Genomic DNA, 24613 nt, shown 5'->3' with positions numbered 1-24613 from the left:
TTTTATGAAAAAGCTAATTTTAATAGGAGTATGTTTGATGGTCTTAGGAGGCTGTACTTCAAATAGAGTTAAAGATGAAGGTATAAAGAGAGAGGGAATTCTAACTACTATACAGATGTCTACCTGGATGTATGGTACCCATGTTTTATCAGATGATACAGGTAAACCATTGACTGCTTTAAGTGGTGAAAAGGTTAATTTAGATAAGTATGAGGGAAAAAAAGTAGAGGTAAGAGGAACTTTAAAGGATGGATATCCTGTAGATTCAGGGCCTGAATATTTAGAAGTTCAGTCTATTGAAGTAATAAAAGAATAATTTATAAGAGGGTAATGATCAACAGATCACTACCCTCTATTTTTATTATATGATTTTTTTATATGTTGTATTTTGAACAGCATTGAAAGCCTGTACTTCTAATTGATTTTCTGTATAGCTTATATTTGAACTATTTATCTCAATCTCAGTTGATTCTATAAATGATCTTGTAAATCCTAAAAAGTTGATACTGATAGGATAGCTTAGTACAAGTTTTTCTATCTTACTTATATCTCCTGAAAAACTAGTTCTGATGGTAATGTTTCCAGTTGTTAGCTTGGGAGTATTGTTATAATAGCTAAATAAGACCTGTAAACTTCTAGTATTTTTTAGAAGTTCTTTTAAATTAATGTCTCTAGTCTTTATCTGTTTCTTTATAGACAGATATTTATCTATTGTGTCTAAAATTATATCTAATTTTTCTACATGTTCACTTGAAATAACCTTGAAATTTCCACTAATTTTTTTACTTTTAAAATTCAATTCAAATCCGCTGAATAAGTTTTTAAAGAATATATAAATATTTCTTCCCTTGATATTAACTGTATTTTCAGAAATTTTATAGGCAAACTTCATGACTTTGTCGCCTTCTAATAGAAGTCTTAAAGTGAAATCATGATTTTTAAAATCTACAACTTGATATTTACCCGACATATGAGATTTAATTGCAACTCCATAGATTGTCTGGTCATTACATTTTATATCTACCTTTCCAGCAAATATTTTTTTCTCTAATTTTACCTGAGGAAATTCAGCAGATTCAAAGGGAACTTTTATATCCAGGGCTTTATAGTGGTTGATTTCTGAAAAATCATCAACTTTGTAAGACGGGTATCTTTTTTCCCTAAACTCAACTAATCTTCTTTGTCTGTTTCTGACTTCAGTTTCAATTATTTCCCCTTTTAGTGTCTTCTCATCTAGGTATAGAGGGATTTCTAAGTTTTCTACTATATATTTCTCTTCTGTTAGTTCGGCTTCTGCTCTTTCAATCTCGATATGTTCCTCTATAGCCTCAAAGGCACTATCAATTATAGTTTCATCTTTTTCATCAGTTGCTGTGGGAATTTCTTCTTCCACTTCAGTAGACTGAAGCTTTATTGTTTCAACCTTGATCTTTTTTTCTACAGCCTCAAAGGTATCTTCAATTGCTGTTTCTTCTATTTCTTCCACTGATTTGACCGTTGTTGTTTGAACCTCTACATTTATTTCTAGAGTCTCGAAAGACTCTTCAATTACTTTTTCTTCCTTGTCTACAGCTATTTCATGGACCTCTAGATTATTTGTTTTTTCATCGATTACTGTGGCGTCTTCTTCCTTTTCAAATATTTTTAATTGTACTTCTTCTATATTTTCACTTTTTTCTTCTTCAACCATTACTTTTTCTACGATTTCTTCTAAAATTTTGGTATTTAGTTTACTCTCTTCAATCTGATTGTTACCTTCGATCTCAATCGATTGAATATTTTCTATATCCTCAACTAAATCAATCTCTTTTTTTATGGTGTCTATATTTTCATTATTAAAATATAAAGCCATTTTTTTTACAAAGTTTAAGTCATCTTCGTAGATAAATTCAAATTCATTTGAAATTAACCATGATTCGTCCTCTAAAGAGATAGGGTTAGAAGTTACAAAATATCTAGCTGTATTTAATAAATTTGTTTTAGAAAATACCAGACTAAGAATATCTTTGGTGTCTTCATCTAGGTTAACTCCTAGTAAGATCAAATTTTTATTTTCTAATTCTCCATTCAATTTTTTCCAAAAATGATCATATAATTTTAATTTCTTAACTTTTCTCATATTTTGAGAAGTTAATATTATCCTTTCTGTATGGTTATAATCTCCTAAGATCTTAAATAAGTTAACATTAGATCTTGTGAGTTCTTTTTCGCAAAAGACGTTATGGATCTCTCCTTCTTTCCATATAGATTCTAAAATTTCAGAATGGTCATGGGTGATTATAGTATCTATAGCACCTATTTCTGAAAGATAGGAATAGGGATTTGGCCTATCTTCTAGTTCTAACTCACTGCTAAGAAGCGAGATTAAATTTAGCATATTTCCAGTAGCACTATCTAAAAACACCTGGGAAACTTCGGTCAGTCTCTCTTTATTTTCCACCTTTTTCTTTATATCCTCACTGAGTTCTTTGAAGATTGTTAAGGCTAACTCATTTTTTGTAGGAATATTTAATTTTTTATTTATATTATCACCTATCCAAAGTGCATAATTGTTATAATTTACATTTTTAAAAATTTCCAAATCGTTCCCTCCTGCATAAATATATTCGATTAATTATACTTTATTTTTCCTCTATTCACAATGAAATTTAATAAATGCATATATATAATTTATTACTTTTGTTAATATATATATATATTTTCAAAGTGTCGTTAAGTTGATTGAAAAATAAAGTTAAATAGTGTAGTATTAAAGTGAAATTTGTTTGATGATAATTAAAAATGTTAAAAAAGTGATATTGGAAAGACTAAATTGATATCGTGCTAAATAATTTAAGAGGTGGTTGTATGAAAAATTTGGATTTAAATAAAGTGACGAATGCTGTAGAAAAAATGTGTATGGAAGCAAATTTTTACCTGGGTTCTGATGTTTTAAATAATTTAAAAAAAATTGCTGAAACTGAAGATTCTCCTGTAGGAAAAAATATATTAAAGCAAATTGTAACTAATCATGAAATTGCTCAAGAAAATGAAGTGCCTATGTGCCAGGATACTGGAATAGTAGTAGTATTTTTAGAAATTGGTACAGAGGTTTATATGGATGGAGATATATATGAAGCTGTAAATGAAGGAATCAGAAGAGGTTATGAAAAAGGATTCTTGAGAAAATCAGTTGTAAAAGATCCATTGGATAGAGTAAATACAAAAGATAACACACCTGGGATTATCCATACTAAGTTAGTGCCTGGAAGCGATAAAGTGAAGATTATCGTAGCACCAAAGGGCGGCGGAAGTGAGAATATGAGTGCTATAAGAATGCTAAAGCCAGCTGATGGTATCGAAGGGATTAAAGAATTTGTTGTAGAAACAATTAAAAAAGCTGGTGGAAATCCATGTCCTCCAATTATTGTAGGTGTAGGAATCGGAGGTTCTTTCGAAAAAGCTGCATTGTTAGCTAAAGAATCTTTAATGAGAGACGTTAATGACAGTAGTTCTAATCCAATAAATGCTAAATTAGAAGATGAATTATTGGAGTTAGTAAATAAAACAGGAGTAGGACCTATGGGATTAGGTGGAAGAAATACAGCATTATCAGTAAAGGTAGAAACTTACCCTTGTCATATTGCGTCATTACCGGTTGCCATTAACTTAAACTGTCATGCTGCTAGACATAAGGAAATAATCTTATAAGAGTGTCTTAAAATTATTGGGATTAATAAATTAAACTGCGAATAAAAAAATTATATTGAGTATTTTAAATTAATTTATAATACTCAACGTAAAAGAATTTTAGAATTTAATATATGGAGGTTATAGAATGAAATTAACAACACCATTAAAAGATAGTGATGTAGAAAAACTAAAAACAGGAGATACAGTGCTGATCTCTGGAACTATATATACAGCAAGAGATGCAGCCCATGCAAGATTGGTTAAATTATTGGACGAAGGAAAAGAATTACCATTTGATCCAAAGGGACAAATAATTTATTATGTAGGACCAACTCCTGCTAAGCCAGGAAATGCAATCGGAAGTGCAGGACCAACAACTTCTTATAGAATGGATCCATATGCACCAAGATTAATTGAAGTTGGATTAAAGGGAATGATTGGAAAGGGTGCTAGAAGTGATGAAGTAAAAGGATACATAAAAAAACATAAAGCTGTATATTTTGCAGCAGTAGGCGGAGCAGCAGCTCTTATAGCAAAATCTATTAAAAAAGCTGAAGTTATTGCATATGATGATTTAGGAGCTGAAGCTATCAGAAAGATGGAAGTAGTAGATTTTCCTGCCATCGTTATAAATGACATCTATGGAAATGATCTTTATGAAATGGGTCAAAAAGAATTTAATCGTGAAGATTAATTAAAAAGAAAAAATTATAGAGATTTAATAGGATAAATATTTTTTTATTTCTAATCCCTTACTTAACTACTAGTTAAGTAAGGGATTTTTTTAGTTTGAGAAATTTACATAAACATAGAGTTTTGAGATAAAAATTATAAAAATTTAGATTGTGTTTGTTTGGATGCAACGTCACGTTGCTTTTTTAGTCACTTTTAACAAAGAAATTATTTTCATTGACAAATTTCTCAAATCTCTTGAGGTACTTTTCTGTTTTTTCTTTATCTTTATAGGAAAGGGAAAAAATCAGAGCATTTATGAGACACATTACTGCAGAAAGGTGATCTACAAAGAAGGCTTTTTTTACAGGGATAATAAATAAGAAATCTGCATACTCAGCTAAAGGTGAAACTACACTATCTGTAACTACTATGAGAGGTACTCCTCTTTTTTTCAGAGTTTCTGCGATCGTTAACACATTCTGGGGATACCTTGGAAATCCAAAGAGTATAGCAGCTGTATTCTCATTGAGATCATTTAAATAGTTAAACCATCTTTCGTTCCAGTCGTCTATAATAAGTACCTTAGCATGAATCTTGCTAAGATTATAGCCTGCATAGCTAGAAAGGCAGTAAGATCCCTTAAATCCCACTGTGAGGATACTTTCCTTATCGTAGAGAGCTTCTACTGCATTATTAAAAGTTTCAGAAGATAACTCTTTTAGTGTTCTGTTGATTATTCCGACCTCTGATTCAAAGATCTCCTGGTAGGCGGTAGATGTATCTTCAACTTTTTCTATGGAAAATTTATCCAAAGCAGATAATTCATTTTTCAGGGATTCTCTCAATTCCTGTTGGAAATCAGGGTACCCTTTATATCCCATGTATGAAGCAAACCTTATTACTGTAGATTCACTTACTCCTGCAGCTGTACCTAAAGCTGTAGAGGTCATGAAGGCACACGGCTTCAGATTCTTCAAAATATACCCTGCCAGCTTTCTCTGTTTTGGTGGAAGATTTAATACCATATTTTGAATTTTTTCTTCTAAATTAAACTTGTTTTTTTTCATGTCTCCTCCTTCTGATTACCTTTAAAATAGCCTGTTTACTTAAAAAAACTTATTTTTTTATATTTGATTTAGGATATAATTTTTCTCCTCGTTTGTCAAGAATTCTAGAAGTAAAAGAAGGGATTATATTTGATATTTGATTGCTCATTTTGAACGTTTTAAGATTTAAATTCTTCAAAATAAAAAAAATGAATAATTTTATTCAAAAATATATTGACATTTTTTATGACTTTTTGTAATATACATTTAGTTAGAAAAACTGAAATTGTACATATTTTTTTAACGGTCATTAAATTTGAATGAAAAAAGTAAAATAGTTTAGAATTAAGTCGAATTTTATTTCAATGATTATAAAAAATATTGGAAAAGCAATATAAAATAATTCGAAAGTTTTCTATAAGATGGATAAAAATCAGCGTGATTAGAAAAATTAATTTAGGAAATTATAAAATTAAAAAAATAATAAATAAATTAAAAAAAGCTAGTAAAAAACCATTTATAGAGATAAACTAAGGATAAGAGTCATTAAAATAAGAAAAACGGAGGAGTATAACTATGTCAGTATATGAAGAATCGTTAAAATTGCACATCGAAAACAGAGGTAAAATTGAAGTTATTTCAAAGGTAAGTGTTAAAAATGGAGAGGATTTAAGTTTAGCTTATTCACCAGGTGTAGCAGAACCTTGTAAGAAAATAGCAGAAAATAAAAGTGATGTTTATAAGTATACAGCTAAAGGAAACATGGTAGCAGTAATCACTGATGGTACAGCAGTATTAGGATTAGGAGATATCGGTCCTGAAGCAGCACTACCAGTAATGGAAGGAAAAGCAATTTTATTCAAAGAATTCGGAGGAGTAGACGCATTCCCTATCTGTTTAGATACTACAGATACTGAAGAAATTATCAGAACTTGTAAATTATTAGCACCTACTTTTGGTGGAATAAACTTAGAGGATATAGCAGCTCCTAAATGTGTTGAAATTGAAAGAAGATTAATCGAAGAGTTAGATATTCCTGTATTCCATGATGATCAACATGGTACGGCAATAGTTACTACAGCAGCAGTAATAAATTCATGTAAATTATTAGGAAAGAATATCTCTGACCTAAGAGTATCTATGATCGGAACTGGTTCTGCTGGATCATCTATCGCTAGAATGCTTAAGGGATTAGGGGTTAAATCATTATACGCATACAACTCAAAAGGTGTTGTAACGCAGGATAAATATGACAAATATAGATTCTTAGTAAAGGAATTATTAGATCAAAATATTATAGATACACCAGAAAACTTAGAGGAAGATACAGTTGCTGGAATGATTAAAGGAACAGACGTATTTGTAGGAGTATCTGCACCAGGAATGGTAACTAAAGATATGGTTAGATCTATGAATACAGATCCTATTATCTTAGCTATGGCAAACCCTACACCTGAGATCATGCCTGAAGATGCGTTAGAAGCTGGAGCAGCAGTAGTGGGAACAGGTAGATCAGATTATCCTAACCAAGTAAACAATGTATTGGCATTCCCAGGGTTGTTTAAAGGTGCGTTAGAAGCTGGAGCTACAGTAATTAACGATGAGATGAAGATAGCAGCTGCATATGGTATTGCTAACGTATTAAAGGAAGAGGAATTAAGAGCAGACTACATTATTCCTAGTCCATTTGATGAAAGAGTAGCATCTGTAGTAGCTGAAACTGTTAAAAAAATAGCTATAGAGAACAACTTAATTAGAAAACAATAATTTAAATTTTAGTATTATTAGATTTAAATAAAAATCTAGTATTAAAAAAAATTTAATTATTATAAAACATCAATAATTAAAATAAAACTTATATATATTTCTATTTAATTTAGGAGAGAGGCATAATTTATTATGTAAGTTTAATTTAAAAAATTAAATATTAAAAGGGGAATTAAAATGATTAAATTTAGGACTGAAGGAGACTCATTGGGAACAATGGAAGTCCCTGCAAATGCATATTATGGAATCCAATCACTTAGAGCAAGAAATAACTTTGGTATCACAGGATACAAATTATCATCTACATTTATTAAATCAATGGCAATGGTAAAGAAAGCTACATCACTTATGAACTCAGAAGCTGGAGTAATAGAGAAAGATGTTGCTGACGCTATGATTCAAGCTAGTGAAGAGATCATAGATGGGAAATTCCAAGATCAATTTATCACAGATGTAATTCAAGGTGGAGCAGGAACTTCTATGAATATGAATATCAACGAAGTTATTGCTAATAGAGCCAATGAACTTATGGGTGGGAAATTAGGTAAATATGAATTTGTTACTCCTAATGATCATGTTAATTATGGGCAATCAACAAATGATGTAATTCCTACAAGTGGAAAATTAACTGTAATACAGTTATGTGAGTCACTATTAAGTGAATTAGAAGGTTTAAAAGAATCTTTATATGAAAAAGGAGCAGAATTTGACCATGTTATCAAAATGGGAAGAACTCATCTTCAAGATGCTATCCCTATTAGATTAGGACAAGAATTTAAAGCTTATGCTAGACCTATAAGAAGAGATATAAAAAGAATAAAGGAAACATTGGAAGATTTTTACTTTGTTAATATGGGAGCTACAGCTGTAGGAACTGGATTAAATGCAGATACTACATATGTAAAGGATATCGCTGCTAAATTAGGTGAAGTAACTGGGATGGACTTTAAGCAGAGTACAGACCTTGTAGATGGAACTAGAAACTTAGATGGTTTTGTATGGTTATCATCGGCATTAAAAGTGTGTGCTGTAAACTTATCTAAGATGGCAAATGACCTTAGATTGATGGCATCTGGACCTAGAGCTGGATTCTTTGAGATCAATTTACCTATGAAACAACCAGGATCATCTATTATGCCAGGAAAAGTAAATCCTGTTATACCTGAAGTAATGAATCAAGTTTCTTTCCAAATATTTGGAAATGACCTTACAATAACTAAGGCTGCAGAAGCTGGACAATTGGAATTAAATGTATTTGAACCAGTGTTGTTCTTCAACTTATTCCAATCTATCCAAATCTTAAAAAATGGTGCTCAAACACTTAACTATAACTGTATCAAAGGAATTACTCCTAATGCAGAGAGAACTGAAGAGATGGTTCAAAATTCAATTGGAATCATCACTGCTATCAATCCTCATGTAGGATATGAAAATGCATCTATAGTTGCTAAAGAATCATTAAAAACTGGAAGAACTGTAAGAGAACTTACAGTAGAAAAAGGATTATTAACTAATGAGGAATTAGATGTTATATTAGATGTGTATAATATGACTAATCCTGGAATCTCTGGAAAAGAATTATTGAAAAAAAAGAATAAATAGTTTTAATTTAATTATTGGGGGCTGGAATTTTCTGGCCCCTTTTTTTATTATCTAAGAAATCATATCTGCAAAGACACCAATAAATAGTTTTAAGGTAAAAATTACAGACCAAACAAAAGTTATAAAGGTTTAGAATATGTTTATTTAGATATGACATCACGTTGTTTTTCACATTAAATTAATTGAATCTTAGGCTAAACTTGGGTATACTTAGACTGAGAAAAGATCTATTTAAAATAAGAGTTAAAAATGTGTGTAGAATACAAGGAGGAAGATTATGAAATATATGCTGACACTATCACTGCTATTACTTGTAGGATGTACCTCTGCTATAAAAAAAGAAACAGGAGTAATTGAGGGGAAATTTTACCCATGTCCAACCAGTCCAAACTGCGTGTCTTCTATGGCTATTAAGGAGGACTCTCACTATATAGAGCCTATTGTTTATAATAATATTACAAGAGAGTTGGCTATAGAAAAAATCACTGTCATTTTAAAAGAATTAAAAAATACCAGTATCGTAGAAGAAAGTGATGAATATATTCATGCTAAGGTAAGATCATCGTTCTTTAAATTTGTAGATGATGTAGAGTTTTACTTTCCTAAGGACAAAAATATTATCCATATCAGATCTTTGGCTAGAACCGGGTATAGTGATTTTGGAGTAAATAGAAAAAGAATGGAAAAAATAAGAGTGCGATTCTATGAATAGTATTTTTACAGGGGTTTATATACTAAATATTATCTTTATTATTATTATTATATTCTTTGAAAAAAGAAAAAATACAAGTACTATAATATGGATTCTTATCCTTAGTTTAACTCATATATTTGGCTTTATTCTCTATCTTTTTTTTGGATTAAGTTTGAGAAAGAGGCGATTTACCCGTAAATATTATAAGAAATTTTCATTTGATAAGAAAAAATTTAAACAGGACATAGTGAGCGATACAAGCTCCCATCCGCAGAATAATTTGATTCAGTTATTTAATGTAAAAAATCATGCCTATTTAAGAACCAAAAATGAGATTAAATTATATAATCATGGGGAGAACCTCTTTAAGGATCTCAAAGAATCGATCAGTTCAGCTGAAAGATATATTCATATGGAATACTATATCTTCGAAAATGATGATATAGGTAATGAAATTATGGATCTGCTAATAAATAAAGCTAAAAATGGAGTAGAGGTAAAGTTGATCTATGATGGTATGGGTTGTATTCACGTATCCAATAGTTTTTTTCAAAGACTTCAGGATGCAGGAGGGGAAGTGCTTAACTTTTTTCCTCCATTATTTTCCCGATTCGGACTGAGGGCTAACTATAGAACTCATAAAAAAATAGTTTTAGTTGATGGGAAGTGTGGTTTTTTAGGCGGCATGAATATAGGAGATGAATATTTAGGAAAAAATAAAAAAATTGGTTATTGGAGGGATACACACCTTCGGATAAAAGGATCTGGTGTTTTAGGATTAGAAAAAGAATTTTTAATAAACCTGGATTTTATGAGGGAGCAAAAATCTCTCTTTAAGAGGAGGAAGAAAAAATTAAATTACTCTATAGATGATTATCTACACTTTGAAAAAAGCAGCGGCCATAGTGATTTACAGATAGTAAGCAGCGGTCCGGACTATGAAGAACCATTTATAAAAAATGGTATCTTTAAGATGATTACAGGAGCAAAAAAAAATATCTATATACAGACACCATATTTTATCCCTGATGAGACCGTATTAAATGCCTTAAAAATTGCTGTTATGGGTGGGATAGAAGTAAATATCATGATTCCTTCTAAACCTGACCATATTTTTGTCTACTGGGCAACCCTTTCCTATATCGGAGATCTGGTTAAATTAGGGGCTAGATGCTATACCTATGACAATGGATTTTTACACTCTAAAGTTGTAATAGTTGATGATGAAATTTGTACTATTGGGTCTACTAATATGGATATCAGGAGTTTTTTACTGAATTTTGAGATAAATGTTTTTATCTACGATCCTGAGATAGCACTTCAATTAAAGGATGCTTTTTTAGAGGATATTGGAAAGTCTACCCTGATTACTTCTAAAAAATATAAGAATAGAAAATTCGTAATCCGGTTTAAAGAATCGGTTTCAAAACTCCTTTCACCTATAATGTAAAAAAAACTTATATCCGTTGACTTTACTGGCTTAAGATGTTAAGATGACAGGTGTAATTTAAAAGCTAGGAGGAAAGCGATGACATTATTAAGAGTAACATTATTTGGATTTTTATACTTTTTAAAACTGAACATATTTAAATTGTCTAAGGTGAAAAAAATAGATGATGAAAAAGATCGTGTTTTTTATGCTAGAGATTTATTTAGAGGATTTGGAAGGGGAATTATTGAGAGGACTAATTCTAAAGTAGAAGTGGTCTATGAAGACGAGGATGAGTTTAAAAGTCTTTCTATGGATGAACCTATGGTTTTAATATCCAACCATCAAAGTAATATAGATATTCCTGCTATTCAAGGCTATTTCCCTTTTGTACCCGGATTTATGGCTAAAAAAGAGATGGAAACTTGGATGTTTTTTAAAACTTGGATACCAATTACTAACTCCATATTTATAGACAGAAAAAATCCTAGAGAAGGGATTAAAGCTATAAGAAAATCTGTGAAATTTATTAAAGATGGTTATCCTATGCTGGTTTTTCCAGAAGGAACTAGATCTGATACTGGAGAGATAGGAGAATTTAAAAATGGTGGGTTTAAAGTGGCCATTGACTCTAAGGCAAAGATTATACCAATCACATTAAAAGGAACATATGATATTCAAAATAAAAAGAGTGTTAAGATGTTTAAAAATAAAAATGTCAAATTGATCATTGGGAAGGTAGTGGATACCAAAAATTATGATAGAGAAGGTTTAAAGAATATTCATAATGTAGTTAAGGAAATAATCGTAAATAATTACAACAGATAATTAGGGATAGGGTAGATTTATCTACCCTATTTTTTTATAAGGTTTAAATTCCTAAGATTTATCTAAGAAAAGTTGTAAAAGTTTAAAGAAAATGATACAATGCTGTTTGTATATAAAATTATATGTTTTTAAAAAATAGGGAGGAAAAATGATATCAATAATTCGTAATATAAACCTCAAGAATGAAGTTCTTGCAGGTATTACAGTAGCTTTAGCTCTGGTTCCAGAAGTTATAGCTTTTGCTTTTGTAGCTGGAATCGATCCATTAATAGGTCTTCATGCATCGGTTATCATCGGTCTTTGTGCTGCAATATTTGGGGGACGACCTGGGATGATCTCTGGAGCAGCAGGAAGTGTAGCTGTAGTTTTTGTAGCTCTAGTTGCCAGACATGGGGTAGAATATCTATTTGCCACAGTGGTATTGATGGGGTTAATACAAATACTAACAGGTGTATTTAAATTAGGGAAATTTGCACGTATGATTCCTCATCCAGTAATTTTAGGATTTGTAAATGGTTTAGCCATCGTAATCTTCCTAGCTCAATTAAATCAATTTAAAGTTGATGGGAAATTAATGCAAGGGGCACAGTTGTATGTAATGGTAGCTTTAGTATTATTAACTATGGCAATAGTTCATTTTTTACCAAAATTTACAAAGGCTATACCGGCATCTCTTGTGGGAATAGTAGTAACTACTGGTTTAGCTATGTGGCTGAATAAAGTAGGGATTCACATGCCTAATGTTAAAGAATTTGCAAAGGGTGGAATATCTGGCGGATTACCGCAATTTCATATTCCTAACCTGCCAATCAACCTTGAAACTTTAGAGATCATAGTTCCATTTGCAGTAACAGCTGCATTGGTTGGACTTATTGAATCATTGTTGACACTTTCACTAGTTGATGATCTTACAGATACCAGAGGACAGGGAAATCGTGAATGTATTGGACAGGGAATAGGAAACCTCCTCAATGGATTTATGGGTGGTACCGGTGGTTGTGCTATGATCGGTCAGTCAATTGTTAATATTACCAGTAATGGTAGAGGTAGACTTTCAGGAATTGCCACAGCGTTATCACTTTTATCATTTGTTTTATTCGGTTCTAAAATAATAGAAATTATTCCATTAGCAGCTCTTGTAGGAGTAATGTTTATGGTAGTTATAGAAACTTTTGCCTGGGATAGTTTAAAGTTAAGAAAAAAAGTTCCAACAAAAGATATTGTTATAATATTGATTGTTGCAGTTATTACTGTTCTGCATGATTTAGCACTTGCAGTAATTATTGGTGTTATCATATCAGCGTTAATTTTTGCCTGGGAAAAAGGTAAAAAAATTGGTGCTAGAATTGAGGTTAGAGAAGATGGTGTAAAAATATATAGATTAGATGGACCGTTGTTTTTTGGTTCTGCAGTAAGTTTCAAGGAGATATTTACTCCAAAGGAAGATCCAAAAGAAGTATATATTGATTTTGCTAACTCCCATATAAGTGATCATTCTGCCATTGAGGCGATAAATGCTATCACAGAAAAATATAGTGAATTAGGAAAAAAAATTCATTTAAAACATCTAAGTCCAGATTGTTTAGTATTGTTAAAAAATGCAGAGGAAATAATAGAGGTAAATGTATTTGAAGATCCTCAATATCATGTAGCAGATGATAGTTTAGCATAGTAGTTTAGTATAAATAAATAGGAGGAAAGCTCATATGAGCTTTCCTCCTATTTTTATTAATTTATTTACTTATTAATTCTTTTATTTTTTTTATGAAAAGGTCTATGTCTTCCTTTAGGATATCAAAGGACATAACGAACCTGACCTCTGAAGTATTAGGATCCCAGACATAGAAATAACAAAACTCCTGTAAGGGTTCTATAATTTTTTCCGGTAAAATTGCAAAAACAGTATTTCCTCTGACCTCATTGGTTATAGAAATATCAATTTTTAGGAGTTCACTTTCTAGATATTTTGCCATCTCATTTCCAACTTTGGCATTTTCATACCAAAGGTTATCTTCTAAAAGAGTTAGGTATTGAGCCGAAATATATCTCATCTTTGAATGAAGCTGTAAATTTTGTTTTCTGAGGTATTCAAATTCTTTTACTTTGTCTTTTAGTTTTTCATTAAAGATAACCAAAGCTTCTCCAAACATAATACCGTTTTTAGTGCCTCCAAAAGAAAGAACGTCTACTCCGCATCCTCTTGTCATCTCCTCCAATGAACACCCCATAGCCACTACTGCATTAGATATTCTGGCACCATCCATGTGAAGATACATACCATGTTTTTTAGCAAAATTAGAGATCTCTCTGATCTCGTCTAAAGTATAGATAGTTCCATTTTCTGTGGCCTGACTGATTGATATAATCGAGGGGCTGGGTCTATGAAAAGTATCTTTAAATAATAGATATTTTTTAGCTTTTTCTATGTCTAATTTTCCGTCTGTAGTAGGGACAGTCAACATCTGCATTCCAGTAACCTTAGCTGTGGAGCCGGTCTCATCTGTGAATATATGAGCAGTCTCAGGACAGATAATAGCGCTGCCTATCTCCTTCATTATATCTAAGGCAAAAACATTTGATGCAGTTCCGTTGTATACAAATAGGGTTTCTACCGGCCCAAATATTTCATTGAACTTTTCCTTAGCCTTTGTGGTATATTCATCTCCTCCATATGGAGATTGATGACCACTATTGGCGTTGATTAAGCTTTTCATAATATTAGGATGTACCCCGCTGTAGTTGTCGCTTGCAAAACTTTTTTTCATATGTCCCCCCAATAAAAAATTATTTTTTTCTTAATTCATTATATTCAGCTATCTTTTCTTTTAATTTTTCGACCTGTGTAGGGGTAAAGTTTTCCCCTTTTAAAAGTTCAAAATCAAAGTTTTCTAGTTGGTAGATAAACTTTATTCCTATTTCTGTTAAGTAGGAAACAAAACTTCTATATCTAAAAAATACCTTGGATACTTTGTGTCCGTAGATTAAGTATTCCTCTATATCGGAACTAAATTCACCATTTTTAAATTTGATGTATTCATTTTCAGCATTATTTATTTTTGTTTTAGAGATCCCATCTGCTATTAATTTTTCAAAATTTAAATTTTCTAATTCAGTTACATATATGTAACTTGAATTGTCACAGATTTTCTTAAATTCGTCATGTTTTCTAGCTGAATAAAGGTCTTTAATTAAAACTCTATATCGAGGTTCTTCTCTAACAATTTTGGGTTCTTTAGATTGTTTTAAAATCTTGTTTTCTTCCCTTAAACTATCTGCCATTTTTTCTATTTCTGTTATTTTTTCAATGATTTCATGGTTTTCAGTAATTAATTTCATATTTTCTAATTTAAAAATTTTATTTGAATTTTTTAGATCTGTATTTTCTTTTGTTACCTTATCAAACTCTAAGGTGATTTTTTCAAATTGTCTATCATGAGGAGATTTGGATATTTTCTCTATTTTTTTCTCTTTTTCTTGGATGATGTTTAGTAAGTCATCCTCTTTGGTCTTATTTTTGATTATTTCTTTTTGCAGGCTATCGATCAGTATATTTAACTCAGCAATTTTCTCTTTTTCTTTAATTCCAAATAAACTCATAGGCTCCTCCATATTTTTTCTTTATTATAAGTATAGTTGAAAAAATAAATAAATTCAACTTTAAATTCTTCTAGAAATAATTTTTTAAAAACTGTATAATAAACAGGGAGGTGGAATATGAAGTTAAAACAATCTATGATTATTCTGATATTATTAATTTTGGGAGGGTGTACCAGCCTTGATTTTTTTACGAAAGAAACAAAATTTAACAACTTAAAGGTGAAAGACGGCCTTTATTATAAAAATGAAAAACTCTATACAGGTGAAGCTAGGTCTTATTATGAAAAAAAACATGAAAAGGCTTTTGGAACTTTTAAAGATGGGAAATTCCATGGAGAATTTTTATTTTATTATGAAGATGGTAATTTGAGATCAAAGATGAATTTCATTGAAAATAAGTTAGATGGTACAAAATATCAGTATTATTCAAATGGGAATAAAAAAATAGTAGAAAATTACAGTCAGGGAAGATTGAATGGGATGCTAACTGAATATTATGAAAATTCAGCTATTAAATTTGAAGTTCGATTTAAAGATGACGTTATGGTTGGAGATGCAGTTTCCTATGGAAAAGATGGTAGTGTGACCAGCAGAATAAGTTATGAGGTAGATGAAGAAGAATAAAAAAGCAACATGGTGTTGCATCTAAATAAGTCACACTAAAATTTTTAGAATTAATTTATAATTTTTCGAATGATAAAAAAAGTGATAGGTTGAGTATACGTATGCTCAACCTATCACTTTTTACTTTTTACCTAATACTTGTCTATAAAAATTTCAAAGACTACCCTGTCCCAAGAAATTTTTCTTTGGGATTCAATATTGAAATAAATTTTTGTGCCTTTTTCTAAAATTTGAGCGGTAGAATGATCGAAACTAATTAAAAAATCAGCTATTTCTCCATCTCTATTTAGAGTTTTTATAGAATTTTTTAGAGGTAACTCAGTATCTCCTTTAATACTTACACTTAGATTTATTGGATCGGAAGAACTTATATTTCTAACTCTAAACCTAGTTCTTTTTATCTTCGAGGGATCTATTTCCTTTGAAAGAGCTATCTCAAATGATTTTGAAGTAACTCCTTCATTGGCATTATCCAGCCGATGAGCAAGGAGATCCAAGCTTTGTTCTCCGCAGATATCAAGTTGGATAGCTTCTCCAATAGACTTACTATCCATTCCCTTACCTAAAAGGTGCATAAGCTTGGCAATAGCTGCTTCTGGGGTAAGATCCATACCACTGACTACACCTGCATCTAAAAGCCTTGTACTGGCATCATAGAGACCCATTTTAACCATCCCAGTAGGGCATTGACTGATATTTACAACGGTAACACCTGAATCTATGATTTCTTCAATAACAGAAACAAATGCATCACTGGTAGGAGCATTTCCATTTCCATAGGTTTTTAAGATGAGTCCTTTTATATCATTAGTTTTAAATATTTTTTTTAATATCTCGGGATTGAATCCCGGAAAAATATCAAACACTAATACATTTGTATCCATTGAATAGTCTACAAAGAAATCTTTTTCCGATGGTTTTCTAATTTTTGAACAATCTATCTTTATATCTGATCCTGCTACTCCTAAATTTGGATAGTTAGGAGTAGAAAAACCATAGTAGTTACTTGCGTCTAATTTTCTAGATCTGTTTCCTCTGAGAAGATGATCTCTAAAAAATATAGATACTTCTGGTACTAAACTAATGTTATATAGGTCCGATCCTGCTATTTGAATAGCTGTTACTAAGTTTTGAAGAGCGTCACTTCTAGGGTTTTCAAGAGGTACTTGAGATCCAGTTAAGATCACAGGTTTACTTAAGTTATTCAGCATAAATGAGAGGGCTGAAGCTGTAAAAGCCATGGTGTCGGTTCCATGTAAAACAACAAAGCCACAATATCTATCATAATTTTTTTCTATTATTTGAGCTATTTCAATCCAAATGTTTGGATTCATATCTGAAGAATCGATAAGTTCTTTTACCTGAATATATCCAGTATCAAAATTATTTAAAAGTGGATAATTTGCCGCAATCTCATTCCAATCTTCTGCGGGTTTTAACGGACTCAATGGATTACCTTTCTCAATATGAACCATCCCAATGGTTCCACCTGTATTAATCACTAGTACTTTTTTCATCCCACTCCTCCAATTCTTATAGTTTATATAAATGCTATCATTTCTTTTTTTTGTACATAATATTATACTTTTTTTTTTTAATATATGGAAGTTTTTTTTAGAAAATTGTATTTTTTTTGATTATTTTATCTTAAAAACTGACATTAAAGATTTTAACCTTTATACTTTAGTTAGTATAGGATCTCCAATTAGTAATTTTCTTAATAAAGCTTGTTTCCCCACTTAAGTTTTTCTCTCAATATATCATAATAATCTCTATTTTTTGGTAAGACTAATTTTAAAGTTTTATCTGAATATTTTATCTTTATTTTGTTTTCGGGGGATATTTTACAAATTTGTTCTCCATCAACTGTAAGATACCCTTCTCCGTCTAAATCTTTAATAGAACAAACTAATTCCTCAGTTCCGTCTATAACTACAGGTCTGAGACTTAAATTATGTGGAGCAATTGGAGTCACAACCATTGCATTTAATGTGGGTTTTATGATTGGGCCCCCTGCTGAAAGGGAGTATCCTGTAGAACCTGTAGGTGTAGCGATAATAACACCGTCAGCTCTAAAGGTGTTCATAAGATCTCCATTGGAATATACTCCTATTTTCACTAATTTAGTAAGGAGACCTCCTTTAGAAATAACTACCTCGTTGATTGCTGAAAGGGTCTTTGTTCCCATAGTTATTTCCATTACACGTCTTTCTTCTAATTCATAGTCTCCTTTAAGGACCTGTTCGTATATTTCAAAAGCTTCCTGAACTTTTATTTCGGTAAGGAATCCGAGGTTTCCCATATTCACAGCTATTACAAAAATATCACTGTTAACAATTAGTTTCTTCCCTGCTCTTAAAAGGGTACCATCCCCTCCTATTACTACTGCAAAATCACAACTTTTTACTTCTTCTATAGGACATACCGTAACTCCATTTTTCTTAAAATATGCTACGGTTTTCTCATAAAAACCAAGAGCTTCTTTTTTATTCTCGTTATAAACTATGCATACTTTTTTCATCATTTTTTTCGACTCCTTTTTAAATATATATATAATTAATTTTTTTTATAAATTGAACAAAGAAAAAAGGCTAACTGAACAGTCAGCCTTTTTCTATGAATTTTTTAGAATGTTACTTTTTCACCGTAATAAACGGCTTTGAATAAGTTTTTCATCTCTTCTACAGATATCTCCCTTGGGTTTGTACCTGTACATGGATCCGCGACAGATGTTCTAGCGATCTCATCTAAGTTTGCTAAGAAGAACTCCTCTTCTATTCCAAATTCTTTTAATGAATGAGGCATATTCATTTGTTCTCTTAATTCTTTAACTAAGTTTACCAATGATTCAACTAATTCAGTTTCATTGTTTCCAGCTAATCCTATTGTCTTGGCTGCATGGGCATATTGTGCTTTTCCAACTTTATCTTTTGCATTGAATTCAATAGCATAAGAAAGATAGATTGCATTAGCTAATCCATGGGCAATATTTAAAACTTTACCAGTCTTATGAGCCATTGAATGAACTATACCAAGGATAGCGTTTGAGAATGCCATTCCTGCTAAGTTTTGTGCAATATGCATATCTTTTCTAGGTTGGTCTTCTCCATTGTAAGAGTTGATTAAAGTATCTGCGATCATCTCAATAGATTTCATTGCAAGTGCATCTGTAAATGGATTTCTAGCTTTAGAAACATAAGCTTCTAGTGCATGAGTTAATGCATCCATTCCTGTGTTAGCAACTAATCCCTTAGGCATTGTCTGTACTAAGTTAGTATCTACAATAGCCACATCTGGAGTGATGTTGTAGTCTGCGATTGGATATTTGATATTAGTTTCATTGTCTGTGATTACAGCAAATGATGTAACTTCTGTAGCTGTACCACTTGTTGTAGGAACTGCTATAAACTTAGCTTTGTTTCTTAATTCCGGTAAGTTAAATGGTTTTGCAGCTTCTTCAAATGTGAATGTCGGGTGCTCATAGAAGATCCACATAGCTTTTGCAGCATCTATCGGTGATCCTCCACCGATTCCTATAATTACATCTGGTTGAAATTTGTTCATAGCTTCTACACCTTTCATAACAGTGGCTACTGAGGGGTCATTTTCTACACCTACGAATAATTCACTCTCTATTCCAGCTGCTTTTAAATATTCAACAGCAGCAGGTACTGTCCCGTCATTAACTAATCTTTGTGATCCTATAACGATAAAGGCTTTAGTTCCTTTAATTGTGTTTAAATGTGATAATGCGTCCTCTCCGAAATATAGGTCTCTTGGTATTGTAAATCTTTGCATATTTGTTTCCTCCTGAAATTATTTAATATTTTTTACATGTGACTAGTATATATTAAAATTTTTAGAAAAAAAAGAAGGCACTTTTTGGTGGTGTAGTTACCAAAAGGTAGGAATTGGAAGATTAAAAGGCTTTAGACAGACAAAAAAATATTTATTTTTTAGGAGCATATTTATAGATTGTATAAAAAATGGGGTAAGAAGTTGTGGAACTTAATTTATATATCGCTCTTAGCATTATAATTATTGTGAAAGCTATATGCCTTTAAAATAAAAAAATAACTGAGCAAAACATTATGGCTATGGTTTAACGGCTATTTCCCTCATTTTCAAAAAAACTAGCTTAATTAATTTTTAAGCTTAATTTAATTAATGTGATATAATCTAAGTATGAAAGGGATTCTTAGGGAGGAATTATGTTTGCAGAAGAAATAAAAGAATTGACAGAGATATTAAAGGTTAAAAAAAATGAACTCAAGAGAGTAGAGAGACAATTTGTTAGATTAAAGAATGAAGTGGAAACAGTTGAAATAAAAATAGAAAAATTAGAAGAATTGTCAAATATAGAAGGTTTAAATGTTGAAAAATCAGATGGGAAAATAAAAAAATGTAAAGCTATAGAAATAGTTAATAGAGAAAAAAATAAAGGATTAAAGTCTAGGGATGTTATTTTTTCAAATAGAAATAAAACAACAGGGGAATGGTGGGTTGAGCCAACTCCAAAAAAATTTGGAAAAATATTAAATTTACTCTTAAATGATAGGGAAAGAAATAAATTATATCTGTTTGAAATTCCTAAAGAAAAATATTCCTCTCCAAATGAAAAATTTAAATATAGAGAAGACAAGGGGTTATATTCGATAAAAATAGATGGGAATGATATACATGAATTTAAAGATGAATTGGGCAGCGGAGTATGCTTTGGTAAATATTTGAAAGATACTATAGATTATTAATTGTAGGAGGATGGAATTGTGATCCTCCTGGGACTATCCAAAAAAGTCTGTAAATAAAATATGAAGAAGTAGCTTCCTGTGGTAATAATATTACTAAAGGAGGCTATTTTTTATGGTGAAAAGAAAACGAAATGATTTATCTGTTCCTCAAGATCGTGAAAGCTCTTTTGATCCTAAAATTGTTCCCAAGAGGCAAAAGGAAATATCACAAATTGATGAAAAAATCATTGCTATGTATGCGTGTGGTCTTACTACTAATCAAATCTCGGAACAAATTGAAGATATTTATGGGTTTGAAATTAGTCAAAGTTTTGTTTCTAATGTTACAAATAAAATATTACCTGATATTGTGGAATGGCAGAATAGACCCTTGAGTACTTTGTACCCTATTGTTTTATTGATGCGGTTCACTTCTCTGTTAGAGATGAATGATCCGAAAGTTAGCTGCCTATGTTGTCTTGAGAATAAACCAAGACGGCTATAAAGAAGTTTTAGGGCTATATATTGGACAGAATGAAAGCAGTAAATATTGGTTAGGTATTCTAAATGAACTTAAAAATCGAGGAGTTAAGGACATTTTGATAATGTGAGCAGATGGATTATCTGGGATAAAAGAAAGCATCTCAGTGGCATTTCCAGAAACAGAATATCAAAGATGTATTGTACATTAAGTCAGAAATACTCTTAAATATGTGTTGTATAAAGATAGAAAAGAATACGCGAAAGACCTAAAAGAATATATACCGCTCCTTCTGAAGAAAGAGGATATGAATTAATGGTTGAAGTTACAGATAAATGGAATAAATTTTATACTAACTCTATGAAGAGTTGGAATAGCAATTGGGATGTATTAACGCCAATTTTTAAGTTTTCTTCAGAAGTAAGAAAGGTAATTTATACCACTAACGCAATAGAAAGCTTAAACAGTACTTACAAGCGCCTAAATCGTCAAAGAAGTGTTTTTCCTTCAGATACTTCACTACTCAAAGCATTGTATTTAGCAACTCAAGTAGCTACTAAAAAATGGGCTTATCCTCTTAGAAATTGGGGCAAAGTCTATGGAGAATTATCAATAATGTATGCTGATAGAATCCCAGAATAAAGTAAAAAAATATGCCAAGAAGCCTTTTCTTAAAGGCTTACTTGACATGCTAAAATTTAGAACTTATACTTAAATTAATGAAAACTCATAAATTTTTATCGTATTAAAAATTATCATAGGAATCTTTTTTCTATTTGCAGACTTTTCTGGACACCCTCATCCTCCTTTTAATTTCATTTGAATCTAGCTTTTTTATATCAATTAGTATCAGTCTCTACAACATCATAATTTTTAATAGATTTTAAAATATACCATATCTTCCCATGCAACCTCATGACTATATAAACTAATATTTTCTAATTTTAGTTTATATAGTATTAAACCTAAGGAACCCAATACCTTACCTTTGATAGGTAGTTGTCCATAACCTCCTAAAGATAATTACCATATTAAAGAACAACAATTTAGTCAATTTAAACTATATAAAACAGTGTTTTGAGAGATTATATTAAAATGTCATTTTAGGATGTAAATTCATAAACTATTTATGGGTACCGTATTATTTAATTTATTCTGGTGAGTTCTGTTACCCCTTCAAATTTTTTGATAATATTAAAAAAATATTTAGAGCTTACATACCTCGGTAAAGAAAAATGGATTACTTTTTTTATCACTATATGCTCACCGAAGTCAACCTCACTTATTTTCTTATCTATTAATATCTTAATTTCTTTCTCTTTAGTTATATCTTTAATTATCCCTTCAAGGTCAGCACATTGCTTATATTCTAAAATTATCTTCTTTATCTTTCTTTTATCTATAAAAATTATTTCAATTTGCTTTATTAGATAAGATAACAGTAAAATCATAGCTGCCGCTGGTATTATAAAGTAATAAAAACCATAGCCTATACCAATTCCTAATACTGCAACAAGCCATAATGTAGCTGCTGTAGTTAGCCCTCTTACCTTATCTCCTCCCGTCATTATCACACCAGCACCTAAAAATCCTAAACCTGAGATTACCTGAGCGGTCATCCTTGTAGGATCTGCTTTAGCACTTCCGACTTCTATTCCTGACATTCCAGTTTTATTAGATATCATCAGTTGAATTATTGCCACAATTGCAGCTCCTACACAAGCTAGCATATTTGTTTTTATCCCTGCAGGTTTTCCTCTATTTTTTCTTTCCAGTCCAAATAATCCACCTATGATACAAGCTATAAATAATCTAATCATAAATTCAGACAAGCTCATTCCGTATATTGTTGTTACAAATTCCACAATATCACCTCTTACTCAAATTAATCAAAATATAATTTTATTTTATTTTCTAAATATGTATAAAAAAGAAGTTTTGTAATTATTATTTTACAAAACTTCTTTTAATAATTGCTATCTATTGCTGCGTCTTTCTAATATTCCCATCACTATTGGTGATGCTAATGATAATAAACTTACAGTTATAAGAACTATGCTTATTGGACTACTGAAAAGCTGTCCCATAACATTATCTGGATACATCAAAGTAACTCTTCTCAACCCTTCTTCTCCTATTGGCCCAATTATTAAAGCCAATACTATTGCAGCGGCATTTAATCCGAATTTTTTTACAAAATATCCAATTATACCAAATACAAACATGATAGCTACATCAAACATTGAATTCTTAATAGCATATGAACCTATTACACTTAGAGCAAATATAATAGGAATTAATACACTGTTTGGTACTTTTGATATTTTTGCAAAATGTTTAGAAGCAAATAAACCTAATAAAAGCATAAATATATTAACTACTATAAAACCTGCGAAAAAAGTATAAGTAATTTTCCCATGAACGGTAAATAAATCTGGTCCTGGTTGTAACCCTTTAATTATAAGTCCACCCATTAATACTGCAGTAACTGAATTTCCGGGGATTCCTAGAGTTAAAGTAGGTATTAATGATCCGCCTGTTACAGCATTATTGGCTGCTTCTGGTCCTGCCACTCCTTCTATACATCCTTTCCCAAATTGATCTTTGTTCTTAGACATTTTTTTTGCTGTATCGTACCCTATAAATGCTGCTATTGTTCCACCAGCTCCTGGTAATATTCCTACAACACTTCCTATTACACCCGATCTTAATATTGTTGGTAATAACATCTTTAATTCTTTTAATGAAATTCCCTCTTCATCCCCGTCATCTACTAGTTTTCTCAATGATTTCTTTAGTTTTTTTTCTGAAAGTATAAAAACTTGTGACATTGAAAATAATCCTATTAAAGTAGCAGTAAAAGGTAAGCCATCTAAAAGATAGATAGAATCCATAGTAAATCTAGCAGTTCCACTCATTGGGTCCATTCCAATAGTCGATAATGCCAATCCAAATGCACCAGAAAGTAATCCTTTGATTACCGACTTAGAACTAACTCCCGCTATAATTGTAAGTCCGAATATTGAAAGCCAAAAGTTTTCTGCTGGACCAAATTTTAATGCTAATTTAGCTAGAGGTGGTGCAAACATATATAATGCTATAGCACTCATCATAGCGCCACCAAATGAACTTATAACAGCTGTATTTAAAGCCTTTTTTGCTTTACCTTTTAAAGTTAGTTGATAACCGTCTAAGGCTGTTGCTGCTGCTGACGAAGTCCCTGGAGTATGGATTAATATAGCTGATATTGATCCTCCAAATACTGCTCCACAATATACTCCTGCCAGAGCTATTAATCCTGTTTCTGTGCTCATCCCAAATGTTAGTGGGATTAATAATGCAACACCCATTGCTGCTGATAATCCTGGTAATGATCCTATCATTATTCCTACTGCTACACTTAATAGTGATGCAAGTAGGTTAATAGGCATTACTGCGTTTAAAAAACCATGTATAATTTCACTCATC

At 31.1% G+C, this 24613-nt stretch carries 22 protein-coding genes and 1 pseudogene; 14 read left to right on the top strand and 9 right to left on the bottom strand.

Annotation, left to right across the window (positions count from 1 at the left end):
- The first annotated feature begins 4 nt into the window (after window positions 1–4).
- Complete coding sequence (locus K337_RS0116250; protein ID WP_028857521.1) at window positions 5–316, top strand: hypothetical protein; 312 nt, start codon at window positions 5–7, stop codon at window positions 314–316.
- A 45-nt stretch (window positions 317–361) separates the two neighbouring features.
- Here K337_RS0116250 and K337_RS0116245 read toward each other — a convergent pair whose 3' ends face one another.
- Window positions 362–2581 (bottom strand): SIR2 family protein, encoded by a 2220-nt coding sequence (locus K337_RS0116245; protein ID WP_028857520.1) that lies wholly within the window; start codon window positions 2579–2581, stop codon window positions 362–364.
- 266 nt (window positions 2582–2847) lie between these two features.
- On the opposite strand from K337_RS0116245, the gene K337_RS0116240 reads away from it, so the two are divergent.
- Window positions 2848–3690, top strand: a complete 843-nt coding sequence (locus K337_RS0116240; RefSeq protein WP_028857519.1) for a fumarate hydratase — start codon at window positions 2848–2850, stop codon at window positions 3688–3690.
- A 127-nt stretch (window positions 3691–3817) separates the two neighbouring features.
- Window positions 3818–4366 carry a Fe-S-containing hydro-lyase gene (locus K337_RS0116235; protein WP_037030039.1) on the top strand — a complete coding sequence of 183 codons (549 nt, stop codon included), beginning with the start codon at window positions 3818–3820 and terminating at the stop codon, window positions 4364–4366.
- Window positions 4367–4550: 184 nt separating this feature from the next.
- Here the strand turns inward: K337_RS0116235 and K337_RS0116230 are convergent, their stop codons facing one another.
- Window positions 4551–5414 carry a MurR/RpiR family transcriptional regulator gene (locus K337_RS0116230; RefSeq protein WP_028857517.1) on the bottom strand — a complete coding sequence of 288 codons (864 nt, stop codon included), beginning with the start codon at window positions 5412–5414 and terminating at the stop codon, window positions 4551–4553.
- Between the two features lie 555 nt (window positions 5415–5969).
- Here K337_RS0116230 and K337_RS0116225 point away from each other — a divergent pair.
- From K337_RS0116225 to K337_RS0116200, 6 genes are all read left to right on the top strand, one after another.
- Window positions 5970–7160: an NAD(P)-dependent malic enzyme gene (locus tag K337_RS0116225; protein ID WP_028857516.1), complete on the top strand. Its 1191-nt coding sequence runs from the start codon at window positions 5970–5972 to the stop codon at window positions 7158–7160.
- A 177-nt stretch (window positions 7161–7337) separates the two neighbouring features.
- Window positions 7338–8762 (top strand): aspartate ammonia-lyase, encoded by a 1425-nt coding sequence (locus K337_RS0116220; protein WP_037030038.1) that lies wholly within the window; start codon window positions 7338–7340, stop codon window positions 8760–8762.
- A 277-nt stretch (window positions 8763–9039) separates the two neighbouring features.
- The gene (locus K337_RS0116215) at window positions 9040–9474 is read left to right on the top strand and encodes a DUF1499 domain-containing protein (RefSeq protein ID WP_037030036.1); all 435 of its coding nucleotides are present in this window, start codon (window positions 9040–9042) and stop codon (window positions 9472–9474) included.
- Entirely contained in the window at window positions 9467–10906 is a 1440-nt protein-coding gene (cls, locus tag K337_RS0116210; protein ID WP_028857513.1) for a cardiolipin synthase, read from the top strand. Before K337_RS0116215 ends, cls begins: the two co-directional genes overlap by 8 nt.
- A gap of 78 nt (window positions 10907–10984) precedes the next feature.
- Entirely contained in the window at window positions 10985–11713 is a 729-nt protein-coding gene (locus tag K337_RS0116205) for a lysophospholipid acyltransferase family protein (RefSeq protein ID WP_028857512.1), read from the top strand.
- A gap of 148 nt (window positions 11714–11861) precedes the next feature.
- Complete coding sequence (locus K337_RS0116200) at window positions 11862–13385, top strand: SulP family inorganic anion transporter (protein WP_028857511.1); 1524 nt, start codon at window positions 11862–11864, stop codon at window positions 13383–13385.
- Between the two features lie 61 nt (window positions 13386–13446).
- Here K337_RS0116200 and K337_RS0116195 read toward each other — a convergent pair whose 3' ends face one another.
- Together K337_RS0116195 and K337_RS0116190 are read right to left on the bottom strand one after the other, a co-directional pair.
- Complete coding sequence (locus K337_RS0116195; protein WP_028857510.1) at window positions 13447–14478, bottom strand: threonine aldolase family protein; 1032 nt, start codon at window positions 14476–14478, stop codon at window positions 13447–13449.
- Window positions 14479–14497: 19 nt separating this feature from the next.
- Window positions 14498–15310 carry a hypothetical protein gene (locus K337_RS0116190; RefSeq protein WP_028857509.1) on the bottom strand — a complete coding sequence of 271 codons (813 nt, stop codon included), beginning with the start codon at window positions 15308–15310 and terminating at the stop codon, window positions 14498–14500.
- A gap of 117 nt (window positions 15311–15427) precedes the next feature.
- Here K337_RS0116190 and K337_RS0116185 point away from each other — a divergent pair, with 117 nt between their 5' ends.
- Window positions 15428–15934: a toxin-antitoxin system YwqK family antitoxin gene (locus K337_RS0116185; protein ID WP_028857508.1), complete on the top strand. Its 507-nt coding sequence runs from the start codon at window positions 15428–15430 to the stop codon at window positions 15932–15934.
- Window positions 15935–16065: 131 nt separating this feature from the next.
- On the opposite strand, the gene K337_RS0116180 is transcribed toward K337_RS0116185, so the two are convergent.
- The 3 genes from K337_RS0116180 to K337_RS0116170 form a co-directional block, all read right to left on the bottom strand.
- Window positions 16066–17451, bottom strand: a complete 1386-nt coding sequence (locus tag K337_RS0116180) for an asparaginase (protein ID WP_028857507.1) — start codon at window positions 17449–17451, stop codon at window positions 16066–16068.
- 200 nt (window positions 17452–17651) lie between these two features.
- Complete coding sequence (locus K337_RS0116175) at window positions 17652–18458, bottom strand: NAD(+)/NADH kinase (protein ID WP_037030035.1); 807 nt, start codon at window positions 18456–18458, stop codon at window positions 17652–17654.
- Window positions 18459–18559: 101 nt separating this feature from the next.
- Window positions 18560–19732 (bottom strand): iron-containing alcohol dehydrogenase, encoded by a 1173-nt coding sequence (locus K337_RS0116170; RefSeq protein WP_028857505.1) that lies wholly within the window; start codon window positions 19730–19732, stop codon window positions 18560–18562.
- Between the two features lie 413 nt (window positions 19733–20145).
- Between K337_RS0116170 and K337_RS0116165 the strand changes: the two genes are divergently transcribed.
- The 4 genes and pseudogenes from K337_RS0116165 to K337_RS20420 all read left to right on the top strand — a co-directional run bounded on the left by K337_RS0116165 (window position 20146) and on the right by K337_RS20420 (window position 21787).
- Complete coding sequence (locus K337_RS0116165; RefSeq protein ID WP_028857504.1) at window positions 20146–20685, top strand: hypothetical protein; 540 nt, start codon at window positions 20146–20148, stop codon at window positions 20683–20685.
- A 112-nt stretch (window positions 20686–20797) separates the two neighbouring features.
- Window positions 20798–21169, top strand: coding sequence for a transposase (locus tag K337_RS20430; protein WP_028857503.1), 372 nt, complete (start codon window positions 20798–20800; stop codon window positions 21167–21169).
- Window positions 21114–21356 (top strand): annotated as a pseudogene (locus tag K337_RS20425) (transposase). The gene K337_RS20430 and the pseudogene K337_RS20425 overlap by 56 nt, the downstream one beginning before the upstream one ends.
- A 44-nt stretch (window positions 21357–21400) precedes the next feature.
- On the top strand, window positions 21401–21787 hold the full coding sequence (locus K337_RS20420) for a transposase (protein WP_281168356.1): 387 nt from the start codon (window positions 21401–21403) through the stop codon (window positions 21785–21787).
- 503 nt (window positions 21788–22290) lie between these two features.
- Here the strand turns inward: K337_RS20420 and K337_RS0116150 are convergent.
- Entirely contained in the window at window positions 22291–23010 is a 720-nt protein-coding gene (locus K337_RS0116150) for an MgtC/SapB family protein (RefSeq protein ID WP_028857501.1), read from the bottom strand.
- A 111-nt stretch (window positions 23011–23121) separates the two neighbouring features.
- Window positions 23122–24612 carry a tripartite tricarboxylate transporter permease gene (locus K337_RS0116145; protein ID WP_028857500.1) on the bottom strand — a complete coding sequence of 497 codons (1491 nt, stop codon included), beginning with the start codon at window positions 24610–24612 and terminating at the stop codon, window positions 23122–23124.
- Window position 24613: the final 1 nt, after the last annotated feature.

Origin of the sequence: Psychrilyobacter atlanticus DSM 19335 (assembly GCF_000426625.1) — a bacterium.
GTDB lineage: Bacteria > Fusobacteriota > Fusobacteriia > Fusobacteriales > Fusobacteriaceae > Psychrilyobacter > Psychrilyobacter atlanticus.
This window is presented reverse-complemented; position numbering and strand designations above follow the sequence as displayed.